Source organism: Ruminococcus sp. AM43-6, from assembly GCF_003461785.1.
GTDB lineage: Bacteria > Bacillota > Clostridia > Oscillospirales > Ruminococcaceae > Hominimerdicola > Hominimerdicola aceti.
On record NZ_QTXU01000026.1, the window covers coordinates 1 to 18714 of the forward strand.

Genomic DNA, 18714 nt, shown 5'->3' on the forward strand with positions numbered 1-18714 from the left:
CCATATTTCTTTGCGTAATTCATTAAGGATTGACGAAACTTCATATCTTGTGTTATACTTGTCATGAGAGGTAGGCTCCTTTTCTTTTGAATTTTGTTGTGGTGACTTTATTCTATCAGATTTTTGCCTATCTCTCTTTTCTTTTTTCTGAACTTTTGTCCAATATCTATTGTAGCACTACACTAAAATTTCACACTTTTTCTTGATGCTACTTGAAAAAAGGCAGTTTATGTGGTATAATAAAAAATGAATGTAAATTTGCGTAAAGGACTATTTCTATATGAAAAAATGGAGAATAAACAGACCTGACCCTGTGAAAACTGCAGAGTTTATGAACAAGTGTGACTTGAAAAGCCTTACCCTAGACGTCATGACTTCAAGAGGTTTCACTGACTTTGACAGCCTTGCTGATTTTTTTAAAGGCGAAGAACTTAGTGATCCTTTTCTTATAAAGGATATGGCTATAGCCGCCGAGGTGATAAACAAGGCGGTTGATCAGTATGACCTTATTTGTATTTACGGTGACTATGACTGCGATGGAGTTACGTCCACCACTATACTTTACAACTATCTTGAAAGCATGGGCGCAAACATTATGTACTATATTCCTGAGCGTGAGGCTGGATATGGCATGAACATGGAAGCTATTGAAATGCTTGCAGAAAAGGGTGTTAAGCTTATCGTCACTGTGGATAACGGCATTTCCGCGGTCGAGGAAGCTGAGCGTATTGCTGAACTTGATATGGAACTTGTTATCACAGATCACCACCAGCCGCCTGAGAAGCTTCCGAGGGCAAGGGCTATCGTTAATCCGCATCGTGCAGATTGTCCTTCGTCATACAAAGACCTTGCAGGCGTTGGTGTAGCTTTCAAGCTTTGTGCTGCACTTGACGGCGGCAGTTACGACACTGTTATGGAACAGTATGCCGACATTTGTGCTATCGGTACAGTTGCGGACGTTGTGCCACTCACAGGGGAAAACAGAACTATTGTCAAGCGTGGTCTTGAATATCTTGCAAACACCGAAATATTGGGATTAAACTATCTTATAGATAAAGCAAAGCTTGATAGAAATGCTCTTGACTCAACAGGCATTGCTTTTAGGATTGCCCCTGTTATAAACGCTTCGGGCAGATTTGGCTCACCACTTACAGCGGTAAAAACACTTCTCAGCGAAGACCCAGAGGACGCTGAAAATTATGTTGACACTCTTTTAAATCTTAACGCCCAGCGCAAGCAGACGGAAACAGAGATAATGACAGAAATAGTAAACCATATAAACGCTCACCCTGAAACTCTTGACCATAGAGTGCTTGTGCTTTCAGGCAAGGGCTGGCACCACGGAGTTATTGGCATTGTTTCTTCACGCATTTTGGAATTTTACGGAAAGCCGAATGTTATAATCTCAATTGATGATGATGGAAACGCACGAGGTTCTGCGAGAAGCGTAAAGGGCTTCAATATATTCAAGTGTTTTCAGCATTGCGGAGAGCTGCTTGATAAATTTGGTGGACATGAGTGTGCAGGAGGTCTGTCGCTGAAGGCTGAGAACATTGAAAAGTTCACTCAAATGGTGTATGAATACAGCGATCCTATGGAGAAATTCCCTAGCGTTGAGCTTATAGCGGATAAGCTTCTTATGCCGCAGGATATCAACCTTGATAATGTAAAGGGTCTTGCCGCAATGGAGCCTTTTGGTGCAGAGAATCCAGCTCCCGTTTTTGCAATGCTTGGAGTAAGAGTAGATAAGATAATACCGCTGTCACAGGGCAAGCATACAAAGATCGAGTTTTCATACGGAAGCTATAGAGGACAGGCTCTTATTTTCTCCCTTGCACCTGAAAAAGCTTGTTTCGCAGTTGGCGATAAGCTTGATATGCTCGTGGAGCTTGGAATAAATGTGTTCAATAACCGTGAGTCCATATCCATAAGAGTTATCGACCATAGATTGAGTGGAGTAAAGCAGGAAAGATATTTTGCGGCAAAGGATTGTTATGAAAAGCTTATGCGCGGGGAACAGCTTCCTGCAAGTTTTATAAGAAAAATAATCCCGACAAGGCAGGAGCTTATCGGCGTATATAAATACATAAGTGCAGTTAAGAATATTACGTTGGATAATCTTTTCATGAAAATATCAGGCGACAGCATGAATTATTGCAAACTGCATATTTGCGTTGATATTTTCCGTGATAAAGGTCTTATTGAGTTCAGACCCGCAACTATGAAAATAAGCTATGTTGTGCCGAAACAAAAGGTAAATCTTGAGGACTCTGAAACTCTTGTTAAGCTGAATGAAATGCTTGGAAAGGCAGGTAACTAAAATGTCAGATAAAGAGAATATTTTGCTTGATCCTGCTGAAATGGATAAGATAGAAAATATGCCTGAGATAAAAACTGTCAGTGAAGAAGATCTTCCTGCCGAAGCCGAGGTTAAAGAGCAGTTTGAAGAAAAGCCTGCTCCTACGGCTTCTCCTGACTATACCGACGCTGTGCCTGAAGCTTCAAAGCCTGAGCATATAGGTGAGAGGTCGGTGTGTTCCATTGATGCACTTATTCAGAAAATACTTGATGGCGAGAGGCAGTACGATCTGTCAAAAATCGTTTCCGCCTATGAACTTGCTGAAAAGTATCATCACAATCAGAAAAGAGAGTCTGGCGAGCCGTATATAACCCACCCGCTGTCTGTTGCATATATTCTTTTGGAGCTTGGCATGGATACTGATACTATTTGTGCAGCACTTCTTCATGACGTTGTGGAGGACACTCCATGCACTCTTGAAGAATTACAGAAGAATTTTGGCTCAGACGTTGCAATGCTTGTAAATGGCGTTACAAAGCTGAAAAAGGTAGAAACTTTCACCAAAGACGAGCAGAAAGCCGAGAATATCAGAAAAATACTCCTCGCAATGAGCGAGGATATTCGTGTTATTATCATAAAACTTGCAGATAGACTTCACAATATGCGTACTCTTAATTATTGCAAAGATTCAAAACGCAGAACTATTGCCCATGAAACAATGAACATCTATGCACCGATAGCTCACCGTCTTGGAATACGCTCAATTAAAGATGAGTTTGAGGATCTTGCTTTTTACTATCTTGATCCTTATGCTTATGCCGAGATAGACGAGCAAATGCAGCTCAGAAAGGGCAGCCGTGAACAGCTTGTTGAAAACATCAAGCACAAGATACATGACAGGCTTGAAAAGGATTTTGACCCTGTTCCCCTTATCGAGGGTCGAGTTAAAAGCAATTATGGTATCTATAAAAAGGTATATCGTGACGGCAAGGAGATAGACCAGATATATGATCGTTATGCCGTAAGAATTATCGTCAATACAGTTACCGAGTGCTATAACGTACTTGGCATAATCCACGATATGTTCAGACCTATCCCAAACAGATTTAAGGATTATATTTCCACGCCTAAGGCTAATATGTATCAATCTCTTCACACAACTGTTATCGGCAGAGAGGGAATACCTTTCGAGGTTCAGATAAGAACATGGGAAATGCACAGAACGGCTGAATATGGTATCGCCGCCCACTGGAAATATAAAGAAGGCGTAAGGGGTAGCTCTAAGGACGATCAGCGCCTTGCATGGATAAGACAGATAATCGAGTCACAGCAGGAGTCAAACGACGTTGAGGAGATAGTAAGAGCTATCAAAAATGACCTTGCCCCTGAGGATGTTTTTGCTTTCACTCCAAAGGGAGATATGATAACACTGCCTGTCGGATCAACTGTTATCGACTTTGCTTACGCTATTCACACACAGGTGGGTCATAAGATGTGCGGCGCAAAGGTAGACAAGAAAATGGTGTCTTATGATTATCAGATAAAAACAGGCGAGATAATCGAGATACTTACTACCAACGTTGAAGGTCATGGTCCAAGCCGTTCATGGCTTAATATCTGCAAGACCAATGAAGCCAAATCCAAGATACGTTCATGGTTCAAAAAGGAAAGACGAGAGGAAAATATCTTTGAGGGCAGAAATGCTCTTGAAAGAGAGTTTCGCAGAAATAATATAAGAGTGCCTGAGGAAGAACTTGAGGACTTTCTCAAAATGGATATGCATAGACACAGTTGTGATACTCTTGATGATTTCTTTGCAGCCATAGGTTACGGTGGTGTTCAGCTTTCAAAGGTGATGCAGAGGCTGAAATCTGAGTATAATAAGAAATACGGTGAAAAGGCTCAGCCTGATACTTCTGACCTTGAAAATAAGATAAAGACTTCCAAAAATTCCACCGGTGTTATCGTTGACGGCATCGACAACTGCGCTATCAAGTTTGCACAGTGCTGTAATCCGCTTCCAGGCGACGAAATAGTCGGCTTTATCACGAGAGGTCACGGCATATCCGTGCATAAAAAGGATTGCGTGAACTATCTTTCGCAGAAAGATGATCCTGAAAATGCCGCACGTTGGATAAATGTTAAGTGGGAAAGTTCTGAAAAGCATACTGGCTATTTCAAGTGTACTTTGGATATCGTTGCGGTTGACAGAATAGGTCTGCTGGCAGACGTTTCGTCAGCGCTTGCAATGATCAATATTTTTATCTATGAGTCAACCTCAAGGGAATTGAAAAACGGCAATGCAATGCTTTCCGTAACTGTCAGCATTGCAGGAATGGAACAGCTCAACAATGTTATAAACAAGCTTCAGAAAATAAAGAACGTTATTTCTGTTGAAAGAAGCGGTAAATAAGAAAGGACAGATAATGAAAATATATAGGCTCAAACCATTGAGTGTTTGTGAAACGAACAGCTATATTGTTGCAAGCGAAGAAAATAACTGCGTTCTTATCGATGCACCTGCCGACCCTGATTATATTCTCGGTGAGATAGAGAGTCACGGTCTTACGCTTAAAAAGATCTTTCTTACCCACGGCCATTTTGACCATATCGGTGCTGTGGCTGACCTTGTAGACAGGACAGGCTGCGAGGTGTATATCCACATTATGGATAAGCCTAAGCTTACAGATGACGCAGGAATGCTTGCTAATCTTTTCAGAATAAGAGGACACAGAAATTACACAGGCAAGGTCAATGTGTTTACAGAGGACGATATACTAAAGCTTGACGAGCTTGAATTTGACGTGTTGGAAACGCCGGGACATACAAGAGGTTCTGTTTGTTTCATATGCGGCATGAATATGTTTTCGGGAGATACCCTATTTTCAAGAAGTGTTGGCAGAACTGATATGCCTGATGGAAGCAGCACAGCCCTTATGAAGTCGCTTATGAAAATAGCTGACCTTGGTGGAAATCTAACTGTTTATCCTGGTCACATGAATGTCACGACACTTGACGCTGAGAGAAAGTATAACCCATATCTCAGGCAGGCTGCGGAGGCTTTGAAATGACTCTGATATTCAGCGGCAACGATTATAAATATGAGCTTGAGGGAGTAATGAAGCTTTTTATCCCTGCAACGCTCTTTATCCACGTTTTTTCTGACAGTATAGATACAGAGGACGATTATGTGTTCGCTCAGAAAAAGGATAACGCTGACAATGTTTGTTTGAGCGTTAAGGTGAGATATGACGGCAAGACTTGCGAAAAAGAGGAGTTTGTGCATTTTGAAAGCGACATGGAACTTTCGCTGTCAAGACTTCTTTTTAAGGCAATGAGCGAGATAACAGGCATTGTGCCGAAATGGGGCGTTATAACGGGAATAAGACCTGTGAAGCGTGTGAATGATATGCTCAGTGAGGGCATGAACAAGGCGGAGATATTTAAAGCCATGGAGAGCAGATATCTTTGCAGCGAAGAAAAGTGCGATATTGCATACAAAACTGCTATAACCCAGAAGCCTGTCCTCGATGAGCTTGAAAAGGGCAGCTTTAGTCTTTATGTGTCAGTGCCGTTTTGTCCCACAAGATGCTCCTACTGTTCTTTCGTTTCACAATCTATCGAGGGCTGTATGAAGCTTATCCCTGAGTATGTGAACAAGCTGTGTGAAGAGATAATTTATACTGCGAAGATAACGAAAAAGCTTGGTTTGAAGCTTGACACTGTATATTTTGGCGGCGGCACTCCTACCACGCTCACTGCTGCTCAGCTTGACAGAGTTATGAAGGTCATTGCAAACAGCTTTGATATGTCAACTGTCCGTGAATACACTGTTGAAGCGGGAAGACCTGACACTATAACTGAAGAAAAGCTGAAGGTGCTTAAAGCAAACGGCTGTGGCAGAGTATCTATAAATCCACAGACCTTGAATGACAGCGTTCTTGAGGCTATTGGCAGAAAGCACACAACTGCTCAGTTTTTTGACAGCTTTGACCTTGCAAGAAAAGTTGGTTTTGACTCTATAAATACCGATATAATCGCAGGTCTGCCAACAGACACAGTGAAGAGCTTTGAGAATACCATTGATAAGCTTATCGAGCTTGCTCCTGAGAATATCACTGTACACACACTTTCCATAAAGCGTGCGGCTAGGCTAAATCACAGCGGTGACAGGGAAGTGCTGAAAAATCCAGCCGATAAAATGGTAGAGTATGCCACAAAAAGACTTCTTGAAAGCGGCTATCTGCCTTATTATCTCTACAGACAGAAGAATATGCTTGAAAATCTTGAAAATATAGGCTGGACAAAGCAGGGTCACGAGAGTTTGTATAATATCTATATAATGGAAGAAGTTCAGACCATACTTGCAATGGGTGCTGGCGGCTCGACTAAGCTTGTTGACAAAGAGGGCGGACGTTTGGAGCGTGTGTTCAATTACAAATTTCCGCTGGAATACAATAAGCATTTTGAACTTATGTTGAAGCGAAAAAACGAGATAGAGGAATTTTATGCTAAAGAAGAATGAGATAATCAGGCTTGAAATAAGCGGTATGACAAATGAGGGCAACGGAGTAGGAAAGCACGAGGGCATTGCTGTTTTCGTGCCTTTTACTGTTATTGGCGACGTTATCGAATGCAGGATAGTCAAGGTCTGCAAAACGTATTGCTATGGCATTATCGAAAATATTGTAAGTGGTTCGGTTGATAGAACGAAGAACGATTGCCCTGTTTATTCAAGGTGTGGTGGTTGTTGTTTTCGTCACATGAGCTATGAGGAAGAATGCCATGTAAAAGAGCAGTTCATAAAGGATTCATTTGAGCGTATTGGTAAGCTTTATCCTGAATATGACAGCTTTGAGGGTTGTAAACAGCTTGTTGGCTATCGCAACAAGGCGCAGTACCCTGTAGCAGAGCAGGACGGCAGGGCAGTTTGCGGATTCTATTCAAGGCGTTCTCATCATGTATGCGATCACACTGATTGTGCATTACAGCCTGCTGTATTCAAGGCAATAGCCGATGAAATAATGGCTTATGTGAACAAGCGTGAGATAAAGGCATACAACGAGGAAACGGGAAGCGGTCTGCTCAGGCATATTTATCTCAGGCGTGGCGAACACTCAGGCGAGATAATGGTTTGTCTTGTTATAACTGACCTTAAAAAGCGTGGCGTATTTGATGCGCTTGTAGGTGAGCTTTGCAAAAAATATGCTGATATAAAGAGTATAGTTTTCAACGAGAATAGCCGAAAGACCAACTGTATACTCGGACAGAAGCTTGTTACTGCGTATGGAAGCGACACGATACACGATACCATGTGTGGAAATGATATAGAGATATCACCGCTGTCATTTTATCAGGTAAATACAATTCAGGCGGAGCGGCTTTATGAAATTGCCGCAGATTATGCTCAGCTGACAGGAAAGGAAACTCTTCTTGATCTTTACTGCGGTGCAGGAACGATTGGTTTGTCAATGAGCAAAAATGTGAAAAAGCTCATAGGTGTTGAGATAATAGAGTCTGCAATAGACAATGCAAATCGAAATGCCGCAGCAAACAATGTCACAAATGCGGAATTTATATGTGGCGACGCAGGAAAGATAGCAGAGATACTTTACAGCCGTGGCGAACGACCAGATGTGATAATAGCTGACCCTGCAAGAAAGGGTTGCACTAGGGACGCACTGGAGTACATGGCAAAAATGTCCCCTGACAGGGTAGTTATGATATCCTGCAATCACGCTACTGCTGCTAGGGACTGTGCTGTGCTGGAAGAGTTGGGGTATAAGACGGTCAAGGTCAAGGGCGTGGATCTGTTTGGGAGGACGGGGCATGTTGAGTGCGCAGTAATGTTGACTAAGATTTAATACAAGGTACTAGTAAATGCCGTAAAATGAGGAGTTTAGAGCGTTTTATGTATTGGAAATCAAACCACCTAAAACGGCTGAAAAATCACATAAAAACTTGATTTTTTTATAGTTGGGCAGACAGAACTATTGAGGTTGTGTCGATTATACAGAAGTGTTTATTCGTGATTTGTGGAAAACGAGGGTGAAAATAGGCTAATAATCATTTGAAAATATGCCGAATAATAATTAGGCTATTTTAGAAAGTGAAGGTGTTTATGCCTGGTAAAGTGAGATTGATTCCGGCTAATACAAATGAGCCGATGAAACACGTTGTCATCTATGCTCGTGTTAGTTCAAATACTATGGATCAGCTTGAGAGCCTTAAAGCACAGATTTTTGGACTGACCAAGTTTGTATCCGGGCATAACAACTGGAAAATGAAAGACTCTATAACTATTGAAAAATATGGCTATAACCGATTATGTATGAAATAGCCAAATAATTTCATGTGGAGACTGTTGTTTTGATGTCAAAGGAGAACCATAACAGGTAAATAAAGCATATTAAATAAAGGACTTCTCAATGATTATTGTTAAATGGAGGCATGAAGTCATTTTGAAGGCTATTTTTGGGGCGCTTGAAAATAGCCGTGCGGAAACAGGTCTACTCGTTCGGGTTGGCCTAGGAAATGTATAGCAAGGATTTAAACTCCAGGGGATTCAATAGGTATTTACTCTCATATTGGCTTACAGAATATATGTATCCACAAAATTGTAAAACGATAGATTATCTTGGAAAAGCAAAATTTTGACGTAATATAATAAAACGATAAGATTAAGTTTAACTAGAATTAAACCGTTGAAATAGTAGATTAAGGGGATGCCTATGAGTTTTCCTGAAGGAATAAAAATCTCAGAGAAAGTGCGTTGTTAACACAAAGTGAGTTCGCTGAAATTGTTAGTGTAGCATTTTCGAACGTTAATCGAAGGAAATCGGGAAAAGCTAGACCCCAAGTTAAAGTCATGAGGAATATTAAAACATACTGTGAAAAGAATACTCTTCCTTATGAAGACGTGGAAGAAGCATGGCTAAACTATAAAACTGGAGGAAATAAGTAATGATAACAAAGTCTAATTTAAAGAATATGTTAAGCTCAGCGGGTTTTAGCGATACTTATAACGATAAATATGAAAAAAACTATCCACTTTCCGATTGCTCTATTGTTGTGGATTTTAGAAATGAAAAGATAATTTATCCTGAAGATAAAGGGTTTAAAGTTAATATAGCGACTACAACTAATTTTTCTGAACCGGAAAATTTTGTTGTATTAGAATGTATTAATAGGCTTCTTGATAAAGGGTATAGACCAGAGAATATTGAACTTGAACGTACTTGGACACTTGGCCATGAACAAAAAAGTGGTCGAGCCGATATTTGCGTATCTGATCAAAATGGGAAAATGCTATTTATAGTTGAATGTAAGACATATGGTTCTGAATATACAAAAGAAATGAAAAATATACGTTCTGATGGTGGACAATTAATTTCCTACTGGCAGCAAGAGCGTGGCTGTAGATGGCTAGTCTTATATGCATCAAATATTAATGACAATAATGAAATTGAATACACAACCGACAGTATCGACTGCTCAGATGATGAGAATATTCTAAATCTTGCCAGAAAAGATACCACTATTCTCCTTTATGAAAATGCTCACACGGTTTCAGAACTTTATGAGGCGTGGAAAGAAACATATGAACAAAGATTTAGTGGTGACGTTATTTTCAGAGATGATTCGGTCGCTTATGATATCGGCGTAAAACCACTTAGAAAAAAAGATTTAAAAGACTTCTCTGAAAATGACAAGATAGTAAATCGTTTTGAAGAGATTTTGCGGCATAATAATGTTTCAGATAAGGAGAATGCATTCAATCGATTGATAGCATTATTTATCTGTAAATTAGTAGATGAAATACAAAAATCAGATAATGATATTGTTGAATTTCAATATAAAGTTGGCACTGATACATACGAATCTCTTCAAGACAGGCTGCAAAGGCTTCATAAGGAAGGCATGGAAAAATTCATGCGTGAAGAGATTTTCTATGTGTCTGATGACTATGCAGAAAACCTTGTAAAACAGTACACAAAGCAAAAAAGAGTAAAAATGATTGAAGAATTGAGAAATACACTTCGTATACTCAAATTCTATACAAATAATGACTTTGCTTTTAAAGATGTTCATAATGAAGAGTTATTCTATCAAAATGGTAAAATATTAGTTGAGATGGTACAGCTCTTTCAGGACTATAGAATAATTGGTTCAGCAGATGTACAGATGCTTGGTGATTTGTTTGAACAATTACTGAATAAAGGATTTAAGCAGAATGAAGGTCAATTTTTCACTCCCACTCCTATTACGCGCTTTATATGGGATAGCCTTCCTTTAAAACAAATAATGACAAAGACAGATGGTATTGAATATCCCAAGATTATAGATTATGCCTGTGGAGCAGGGCATTTCTTAACGGAAGGATTTGAGGCTGTAGAAATTTGTGCTAATGCAATAGACAGTAATACGGAACCATCTAACCAATGGGTAGAGAAAAAAATATTCGGCATCGAAAAAGATTATAGATTAGCAAGAGTTTCTAAAATTTCGCTATTCATGCACGGTGCAGGAAATGGAAATATAATTTTCGGTGATGGACTTGAAAACTATCCGGATAAAGAAATAATACCTAGATCATTTGATATTCTTGTAGCCAATCCTCCATATTCGGTAAAGGCCTTCAAACCTCATTTGAAGTTAACGAACAATCAGTTAAATATTTTAGATAAGATCTCAAATGACGGTTCAGAAATTGAAACGCTGTTCGTGGAAAGAATATCACAATTGTTAAAACCGAATGGTGTTGCTGCAGTAATTCTACCAAGCAGCATTTTAAACAAAGAAAACGAAAGCTTTGTTACTGCACGAGAATCTCTTCTGAAAAATTTTAATATTATAGCCATTGCAACCTTGGGAAGCAAAACCTTCGGTGCCACGGGGACAAATACGGTCATTCTTTTCTTGCAAAAATTCAATGAACCGCCAAAACGCACTGATATGGTTATTGATAGTGTTGATGCTATACTTTCTAAAGCGGATATAGATGGTTGGGAAGACGAATCCATTTTGAGAGGATATCTAAAGAAAATAGGTGTTAAAAAGGACATTTACAACAAATTTTTATCGAAAAGTGAAGACTTTGACTTTTGGATAAATGATAATTATTTCGGTCAGCACTATAATGAATTTGTAAACTCAACAGAATACAACAAGAAAAGTAAGCAGAAAACTTTCCAAAAACTATCTGATTCAGAAAAGAAAAAATGGTTCACTCAGAGATTTTACGAATATGCTTTTTCGGTCGAGCAAGAAAAATTATTCTACTATTCACTAGTTTACAACCAAGATACATTGATAATTTCTGCTCCGGATGAAAATAAAGAACAGGAGAAGTTTCTTGGATATAAATGGAGTAATAGAAAAGGACAAGAAGGAATTCAGATAATAAAGGCTGGAGGATGTTTATATAATGTATCCAATCGTAGAGACAACAATTCCATTGCAGGACTAATTAGGAATGCTTTTTCTGATGAGGATGAGTTTGATGTCAAAGAGTTGGATTCCTACTATTATCGTTTGAGGTTACAGGATATGCTTGATTTTTCCGGAACTGCGTTTAATAAGTCTATCAAAACCACTCCGACGAGAGTACTAAAAGATATTCCGGGGCTTACAAATTACAGATTATCCGATAAAAACATCTTTGAATTAAGTATAGGAAATCGTGTTCTTTCAGATGAAGTAGTTGAGAATGGCAGTATTCCTATATATAGCGCAAATGTATTTGAGGAGTTTGGAAGAATTGATAAGCAGAATATCACTGATTTTTCTGTACCTTCTATTCTGTGGGGAATTGATGGCGATTGGATGGTAAATATTATACCTGCTAACAAACCATTTTATCCGACTGACCATTGCGGCGTTTTACGTATAAAAACAGATGATATTATACCTAAGTATATGGCTTTAGCACTTCAGGCAGAGGGTGAATTTGAAAGATTTTCACGTAGCAACAGAGCATCTACACAGAGAATTTCTAATTTAGTTATTCAAATTCCTTCTGTGGCAGATCAACAGAAAGTAGTAGATGCAATTGAAGCTATTGATAAGAAAATTGCCGATGAGCAAGCAATAATCAGCGAGCAATCTGAGAAGGTTAAATCCAAATTTGCCGAAATGTTTGGTAATATCGAAGATAGAACAAAATTAGCACTCGTTGCTCCACTTTATACAGGTAGAGCTGATAAAGATATGTTATCTATCGATTCCTACATCACAACAGACAATATGTTACAAAATAAAAGAGGTATTATACCTTATATGGGGACTCTTGAAAACATTGCTGGGGCAGTAGAATACCATTGTAATGATATTCTAGTTTCAAACATTCGGCCATATCTAAAAAAAATATGGTTATCAGATCGAGATGGTGGATGTTCCACAGATATCTTAGTATTCAGAATAAAAGATACAAGCAAGTTTTTACCAGTGTATGTGTATTACACATTATATCAAGATACTTTTTTTGATTTTATGATGGAAGAAAAGAAAGGCTTAAAAATGCCTCGTGGAGATAAGAATTTAATTCAAAATTACTTGATTCCAAATGCTAACATAGATTTACAAAAAGACTTTGTTTTGTATGTTAATTCTTGCGACAAATTGAAATTTGAAGCACAAAAAAAATTAGGAGAATTAAATACTGCACGTGAAGAACTTATAGATAAATACTTTAGATAAAAATGAATGCCTGACATTACCTGTATTCCTCTTCAAAATAAATTAACTACAAGGAGATTTTACTATGAAAAAGGAATTGATAAATACTATTGAACAGAGAATGTTAGGCATTTTAAATAATGAACAGCTTGCAAAATTGCATGAAGTATTGGAATGCAGCTTTACTATGTTTGCCGAAAACTATGAAGAAACACAACATTCTAACGATGAACTCTTAAAACTATTTCTATCTGCAAAGCAGGTAGAAGGTTGTTCTGAAAGATCATTAAAATATTACAAAACCACTCTTTCTAAGATGAATGAGAAAATAAATAAATCTGTACGACAAGTCGAAACTAATGATATCAGAACATACATTTCAAATTATGAAAATGAAAGCAATGCCGGAAAAATAACACTTGATAACATCAGAAGAATTATTTCGAGCTTTTTTGCATGGCTTGAGGATGAAAATTATATTATAAAAAGTCCTGCAAGGAGGATTCATAAAATAAGAGTTGGCAAAACTGTTAAAGACGTATATTCTGATGAAGAATTGGAGCGAATGAGAGACAGTTGTAATAATTCACGTGACCTTGCTATTATTGATATCCTTTCATCTACAGGGATTCGTGTAGGAGAATTAGTTAATCTAAATATATCTGATATTGATTTGGAAAAACGAGAATGTATAGTATTGGGTAAGGGCAACAAACAACGAAAAGTATATTTCGATGCGAGGACTAAAATACATTTACATGATTATATTACCGATAGACATGATGAATGTGAGGCTCTGTTTGTGTCATTGAATAAACCTCACGATAGGTTATCTATACGTGGCATAGAGATTATACTGCATAAGATTGGTTCTAACTTAAAATCAACCAAAGTACATCCACATAAATTCAGACGAACACTAGCTACGAAAGCTATTGATAAAGGGATGCCTATAGAGCAGGTACAAGTATTGTTAGGACATTCTCAAATTGATACTACACTTAGGTACGCCATGGTTAATCAAAATAATGTCAAAGCATCTCATCATAAGTATATAGGCTGATTCAAATCCAAATTTGCCGAAATGTTTGATTTAGAAAATTTTATTTTAGATGAAACTACTTCTAAGTATAAACTTATGGCAATTGAATCAATTTGCGAGGATGGACGAGGTAGAGTTATTAGTAATGACTATATTGTAGCAAATCACGGGGAGTTTCCTGTGTATTCATCCCAAACAACAAACGAAGGAATTTTTGGATATATTAACACCTATGATTTTGAAGGAGAGTATATTACTTGGACCACTGACGGTGTAAATGCAGGAACTGTGTTTTATAGAAATGGGAAATTTAGCTGCACAAATGTATGCGGAACTCTAAAAGCAAAAGATCATTCTATAGTGAATATGAAATACCTTGCATACATACTTGGAAAAATTGCGTACAAACACGTAAATCATGTTGGAAATGATAAGCTGATGAATACACCAATGAAAAAAATTAAAGTTCCACTTCCACCAAAACATCTTCAAGATGAATTTGCTCTTTATGCATCAGACTGCGACAAATTGAAATTTGAAGTAAAAGAATTTATAAAAAACCATTCGAAAAACAAACAAGCAAAATAAAAAAATCACATGTGAGTGAATCGATACTCTAGTGGGGCACGCATATTGGGAACATTCTATAAAATAACCCCACATATCATTTCGGTACTCGAGATAACAAAATGACCACACTGGATTAGGTCGATACTCTAATGTGGTTATTTAATTGTACACGCCCAATAACCTCCCACCTTTCCAACGAACACCCAATAGACTAAACTAGAAGTAAGCAAAAAAGTCTAATTGTAGTTGATCATAATGAACGAGATAGCAAAGGTGAAAAAAAGTCAAGCTAAAACAGTGGACAGAAATGAAAGTGGACTAAGCGTTTCAGATTGGTGCAATCAAAACGGAGTGAACATCAAATGTATTACTACGTATCCGTCCATTTTGTTAATGTGTATAGGATCAATGAAACTACTGAAAAATTCAAAAAATCTAACTAACCCCCTTGACAAGACAGAAAAAGCGTGATATAATATCACTGTTAGCTTAAATGCTAACACGCAGACGTGCGTTAACTATCCACCTAGACAAAATAAAATTTGCCCATTAACGCTGTAATATTTAAAGTGAATTGAATTAAAAAGTGGATAAAGCGTTTGAATAGGGTTTGAATAATTAAAAAAAGGTGAAAAGAATGAAAGCACAATATGAGAGTTTTGGGGAATTCCTTCAAAAGAAACGGCTTGAGAACGAGATAACACTGCGGAAGATGGCAGAGCTTATCGGGATTACTGCACCGTATCTTACTGACATTGAAAAAGATAGGCGAAATCCCCCGGAGATTCAAAAGCTTGATAAGATCGCTGAGATCCTGTCACTTACAGAGGAAGAAAAGGCCGTCATGTTTGACCTCGCCGGCAAGCAAAGAAATTCTGTTGCTCCTGACTTGCCGGACTATATCATGAAGAGAGATTATGTTGCAGCCGCACTGCGCACTGCTCGTGACCTTGACGCTGATGAGGATGATTGGCTGAAATTTGTAGAGGAGCTTAAACAGAGGAAAGGGTAAGGAATGGAAAGTCCCAGCTATATAACAAAAGCAAACGGTGTACCTATTCTAAGCAGATAACAAATAGATGATATCGGCGAGACATATGTCAGAGCATTTCAGTCCGATATACTTGTAGATCCAGCACCCCTAGACATTGATGCTTTCGCAGAAATGTTTCTCGGACTTAATGTAGACTATAAGTATTTATCGCACAATGGTGTGTATCTAGGAATGATGGTATTCAAAGACACTAACAAAATATCGATTTTCGACCCTGAAACAAATCGTGCGGAATATATCGAGGAATGTGCAAATACGATTATGATCGATTCTCGTCTGTTAGAGGCTAATCAGGAACACCGATACAGATACACCATGGGACACGAGTGCGGGCACGCAGTATTTCATTCAGCTGTTTATGCTAATAGCGGCGGAATACCTTGCCGTTTAGAAAAAAGAAGCACTGGAAGAACAAATACTCACGAATGGCTTGATGATGATTGGATGGAGTGGCACGCAAACAGCTTTTCAGCTGCAACTCTAATGCCAAAGAGTTCAGTTGAAATATGTGTTGAAAGACAGGGTGGAATACCTACCAATGTACTCAAGCTGTTTAATTTGATTTATTGTATTTCAGAAACTTTTAATGTATCCGAGGAAGCAGCAAAACATAGGCTGAAAACACTAGGGTATTTGGAGTACTTACTGCAGCAGAAACCTTCTGCATAAATGCACACACAAGCTTAATTACAGCGGGTCTTACCGCCCGCTGTTTTATTTTAGCAATAGTGTTAGCTAGTATGCTAACGTGACATGAATTATAAAGGAGAGAGAAAACGTGAAAAATTATTATGATTATCAAGGACATATTGTTTGCAAAGCGGACGAAAGAACGGGTAATGTTTACGTAAAATATAAAGACAGCATGACAACTGTACATATGCCTGTAAATACGAGCATCAAAATACAGCGTAAAGACACCATCACGATACTTACAAGAACAACTGAAAATTCGTTTGCAACTGTAAGCAATCATTACAATTCATATCTGAGATATGTAAAAGCATAAAGAGCTAATTTTAGATTACAGGATATATAAGAAATAACACAGAGCTGCTAGACGGCCGAGATGTAAGAGTACTTTTATTGGAGTACTCTTTCTCGGCTGTCTATTTTTTTACAAAAATTCAGTGAGATTGATTATTTCGTTATAAAATAGGGAGAAAAATGTCCGTAATATAGTGAGGGTATTTCTCCCATAGGTCAAAGTTTCACAACGAGCCTGAGTATGTATAGATAATACTGGATACATATGTTCGCTAAAACTGTTTTATCAGCAAAAACGCTAATGTGTATTCTTTGTTTGCTATACCGCTTTTTAGGCATCAAAGCTACTGAAGACGAGTTCGCCCCATAAGCCTACTACATTTTTACGGAAATTGTAATTTTCTCTGATGCTTAGTTGAGTTCATTACGTGAATTCAACTAAGTGCTAGAGGCACTCAAAAAAATAACATCACAAGGCCTGATTAGCTATAAGGGCATTGGGATACAGATATCGGCATCGATCACAGGACAACCTGTGAAAGGTGCGATAGAAGTACCCTTATTTCCTTATGCCCTTTTTCAGGCTTGATGGGTCGGTACTTCTATAAGCACCGACCCTATTTGTTTCCTATGCCCTTCTGCGAGAACCAGGCAGAAAGGCAGGAAACTATGAAATTAAAGATTCGTTATGAGAACGAATTCCAGACTATTGAGCTGGATGCAAAGGCAACTGATGAAATGTGGGTAAGCTTATCACTTGATTGTGATGACAACATGACCCAGGAAGAAAAGGAGCAGGCGATTCAAAATGCGTGGGACAAGCAGTACAACAGACCCGACTACAACAACTGGCACAAATTCAATCGCCACAGAGGGTTTACTAGGAAAAAGCTTGATGAAAAAATCAATGCGGTTGACGAATTTGAACCACTCATCGAAGAAGTGCGGGATCCGTCCGTGTATTACGAGCAGGAAATCGATCGCAGCAATCAGTGGGAGTATGAGGCTCTCTGTCAAAAATTCGTGAAACTTTAAAACCATCAGCGGCAGATATGGTCATTGCCGTTGCACTTGATGGCTTAACAGTCGGTGAATATGCAGCATCGATCGGTGACGAACCAAACAATGTAAGTCACCGCTATAGAAGATCAATCAGCAAATTAAAAAAAGTTTTTAAAAAATAACGTCCTTTTCACTCTCCTACAAAGGCTAATAGGTAGGAGGGTGATTTCTCCAATAATATTCATAAGGAGGCATTTTAGATGACTGATTTAATCAAAGTTAATTATGACAGTGACCGACCTACTGTGAGTGGTCGAGATCCTCACGCTGCATTGGAAATTAAGACTGCGTATAAAGATTGGTTTCCAAGGATGTGCGATTATGGGTTCGCAGAGGGGACGGACTTTAGCTCATTTATGAGCGAAAGTACAGGTGGAAGACCTGCAGTGGATCATCAACTCACAATAGCAATGGCTAAGGAACTTTGTATGATCCAGCGTTCGGAGAAAGGCAGAAAGTTCCGTCAGTATTTTATCAAGATCGAAGAAGCTTGGAATTCTCCTGAGTCTGTTATGGCAAGGGCACTGCAGTTTGCAAACGAGCAGTTGGTACTTGTTCAAAAACAGAATAGAAAATTACTTGAAACGGTCGCAGTTCAGAACCAGCAGATCACTGAGATGAAACCGAAAGCAAGTTATTGTGATGTTGTGCTGAACTGTAAGGACTTAGTTGCGATTTCCGTCATTGCAAAAGATTATGGCTGGACGGCTAATCGCATGAACCAGTATCTCCATGAAAAGGGTATCCAGTTTAAGTAGGGGAATAAAATATGGCTGCTATATAAGGAATACGCCGAGATGGGACTTACATCTACTAAGACCCATACATACAACGGATCAGATGGTTTGCCGCACTCTAAACCATATACTTACTGGACGCAGAAAGGTCGCTTATTTATCTATGACCTGCTGAAGAAAGATGAAATTTTCCCGATAATGGAACAGGAGGGCTAAAGATATTGGTATTGATAAGTACAACGCCGAAGGCTATTGTGACCCTACTACATATGAGGCTATTACCAAT

Annotated in this window: 13 protein-coding genes and 1 pseudogene; all 14 read left to right on the top strand. The window is 38.5% G+C overall.

Annotated features, from left to right (window positions below):
* Positions 1–280: 280 nt before the first annotated feature.
* Positions 281–2320, top strand: a complete 2040-nt coding sequence (gene recJ, locus DW938_RS11890; RefSeq protein WP_117958358.1) for a single-stranded-DNA-specific exonuclease RecJ — start codon at positions 281–283, stop codon at positions 2318–2320.
* Position 2321: 1 nt separating this feature from the next.
* On the top strand, positions 2322–4712 hold the full coding sequence (locus DW938_RS11895; RefSeq protein ID WP_242992532.1) for a bifunctional (p)ppGpp synthetase/guanosine-3',5'-bis(diphosphate) 3'-pyrophosphohydrolase: 2391 nt from the start codon (positions 2322–2324) through the stop codon (positions 4710–4712).
* Positions 4713–4725: 13 nt separating this feature from the next.
* Entirely contained in the window at positions 4726–5370 is a 645-nt protein-coding gene (locus tag DW938_RS11900; RefSeq protein WP_118125080.1) for an MBL fold metallo-hydrolase, read from the top strand.
* The gene (gene hemZ, locus DW938_RS11905; protein ID WP_118125070.1) at positions 5367–6824 is read left to right on the top strand and encodes a coproporphyrinogen dehydrogenase HemZ; all 1458 of its coding nucleotides are present in this window, start codon (positions 5367–5369) and stop codon (positions 6822–6824) included. The genes DW938_RS11900 and hemZ overlap by 4 nt, the downstream gene beginning before the upstream one ends.
* Positions 6808–8163: a 23S rRNA (uracil(1939)-C(5))-methyltransferase RlmD gene (rlmD, locus tag DW938_RS11910; RefSeq protein ID WP_118125072.1), complete on the top strand. Its 1356-nt coding sequence runs from the start codon at positions 6808–6810 to the stop codon at positions 8161–8163. The genes hemZ and rlmD overlap by 17 nt, the downstream gene beginning before the upstream one ends.
* A 257-nt stretch (positions 8164–8420) precedes the next feature.
* Positions 8421–8639, top strand: a complete 219-nt coding sequence (locus DW938_RS11915) for a hypothetical protein (RefSeq protein ID WP_117878065.1) — start codon at positions 8421–8423, stop codon at positions 8637–8639.
* A 623-nt stretch (positions 8640–9262) separates the two neighbouring features.
* A complete protein-coding gene (locus DW938_RS11925; protein WP_207660707.1) occupies positions 9263–12997 on the top strand; it encodes an N-6 DNA methylase in 3735 nt (1244 codons plus the stop codon).
* A 64-nt stretch (positions 12998–13061) separates the two neighbouring features.
* The gene (xerA, locus tag DW938_RS11930) at positions 13062–14039 is read left to right on the top strand and encodes a site-specific tyrosine recombinase/integron integrase (RefSeq protein ID WP_117878068.1); all 978 of its coding nucleotides are present in this window, start codon (positions 13062–13064) and stop codon (positions 14037–14039) included.
* A 21-nt stretch (positions 14040–14060) separates the two neighbouring features.
* Entirely contained in the window at positions 14061–14606 is a 546-nt protein-coding gene (locus tag DW938_RS11935; protein ID WP_117878070.1) for a restriction endonuclease subunit S, read from the top strand.
* Between the two features lie 619 nt (positions 14607–15225).
* The gene (locus DW938_RS11940) at positions 15226–15600 is read left to right on the top strand and encodes a helix-turn-helix transcriptional regulator (protein ID WP_117878071.1); all 375 of its coding nucleotides are present in this window, start codon (positions 15226–15228) and stop codon (positions 15598–15600) included.
* Positions 15601–15813: 213 nt separating this feature from the next.
* Positions 15814–16311: an ImmA/IrrE family metallo-endopeptidase gene (locus tag DW938_RS11945; RefSeq protein ID WP_181984444.1), complete on the top strand. Its 498-nt coding sequence runs from the start codon at positions 15814–15816 to the stop codon at positions 16309–16311.
* A gap of 109 nt (positions 16312–16420) precedes the next feature.
* Positions 16421–16651: a hypothetical protein gene (locus tag DW938_RS11950; protein ID WP_117878075.1), complete on the top strand. Its 231-nt coding sequence runs from the start codon at positions 16421–16423 to the stop codon at positions 16649–16651.
* A 647-nt stretch (positions 16652–17298) separates the two neighbouring features.
* The gene (locus tag DW938_RS11955) at positions 17299–17664 is read left to right on the top strand and encodes a hypothetical protein (protein WP_117878077.1); all 366 of its coding nucleotides are present in this window, start codon (positions 17299–17301) and stop codon (positions 17662–17664) included.
* Positions 17665–17891: 227 nt separating this feature from the next.
* Positions 17892–18644: pseudogene (locus DW938_RS11960) on the top strand (phage antirepressor KilAC domain-containing protein).
* Positions 18645–18714: the final 70 nt, after the last annotated feature.

Bases quoted from the DNA above. Each gene is read 5' to 3' on its own strand.
- recJ (WP_117958358.1), top strand. From the start codon at position 281: ATGAAAAAATGGAGAATAAACAGACCTGACCCTGTGAAAACTGCAGAG.
- DW938_RS11895 (WP_242992532.1), top strand. From the start codon at position 2,322: ATGTCAGATAAAGAGAATATTTTGCTTGATCCTGCTGAAATGGATAAG.
- DW938_RS11900 (WP_118125080.1), top strand. From the start codon at position 4,726: ATGAAAATATATAGGCTCAAACCATTGAGTGTTTGTGAAACGAACAGC.
- hemZ (WP_118125070.1), top strand. From the start codon at position 5,367: ATGACTCTGATATTCAGCGGCAACGATTATAAATATGAGCTTGAGGGA.
- rlmD (WP_118125072.1), top strand. From the start codon at position 6,808: ATGCTAAAGAAGAATGAGATAATCAGGCTTGAAATAAGCGGTATGACA.
- DW938_RS11915 (WP_117878065.1), top strand. From the start codon at position 8,421: ATGCCTGGTAAAGTGAGATTGATTCCGGCTAATACAAATGAGCCGATG.
- DW938_RS11925 (WP_207660707.1), top strand. From the start codon at position 9,263: ATGATAACAAAGTCTAATTTAAAGAATATGTTAAGCTCAGCGGGTTTT.
- xerA (WP_117878068.1), top strand. From the start codon at position 13,062: ATGAAAAAGGAATTGATAAATACTATTGAACAGAGAATGTTAGGCATT.
- DW938_RS11935 (WP_117878070.1), top strand. From the start codon at position 14,061: ATGTTTGATTTAGAAAATTTTATTTTAGATGAAACTACTTCTAAGTAT.
- DW938_RS11940 (WP_117878071.1), top strand. From the start codon at position 15,226: ATGAAAGCACAATATGAGAGTTTTGGGGAATTCCTTCAAAAGAAACGG.
- DW938_RS11945 (WP_181984444.1), top strand. From the start codon at position 15,814: ATGATGGTATTCAAAGACACTAACAAAATATCGATTTTCGACCCTGAA.
- DW938_RS11955 (WP_117878077.1), top strand. From the start codon at position 17,299: ATGAAATTAAAGATTCGTTATGAGAACGAATTCCAGACTATTGAGCTG.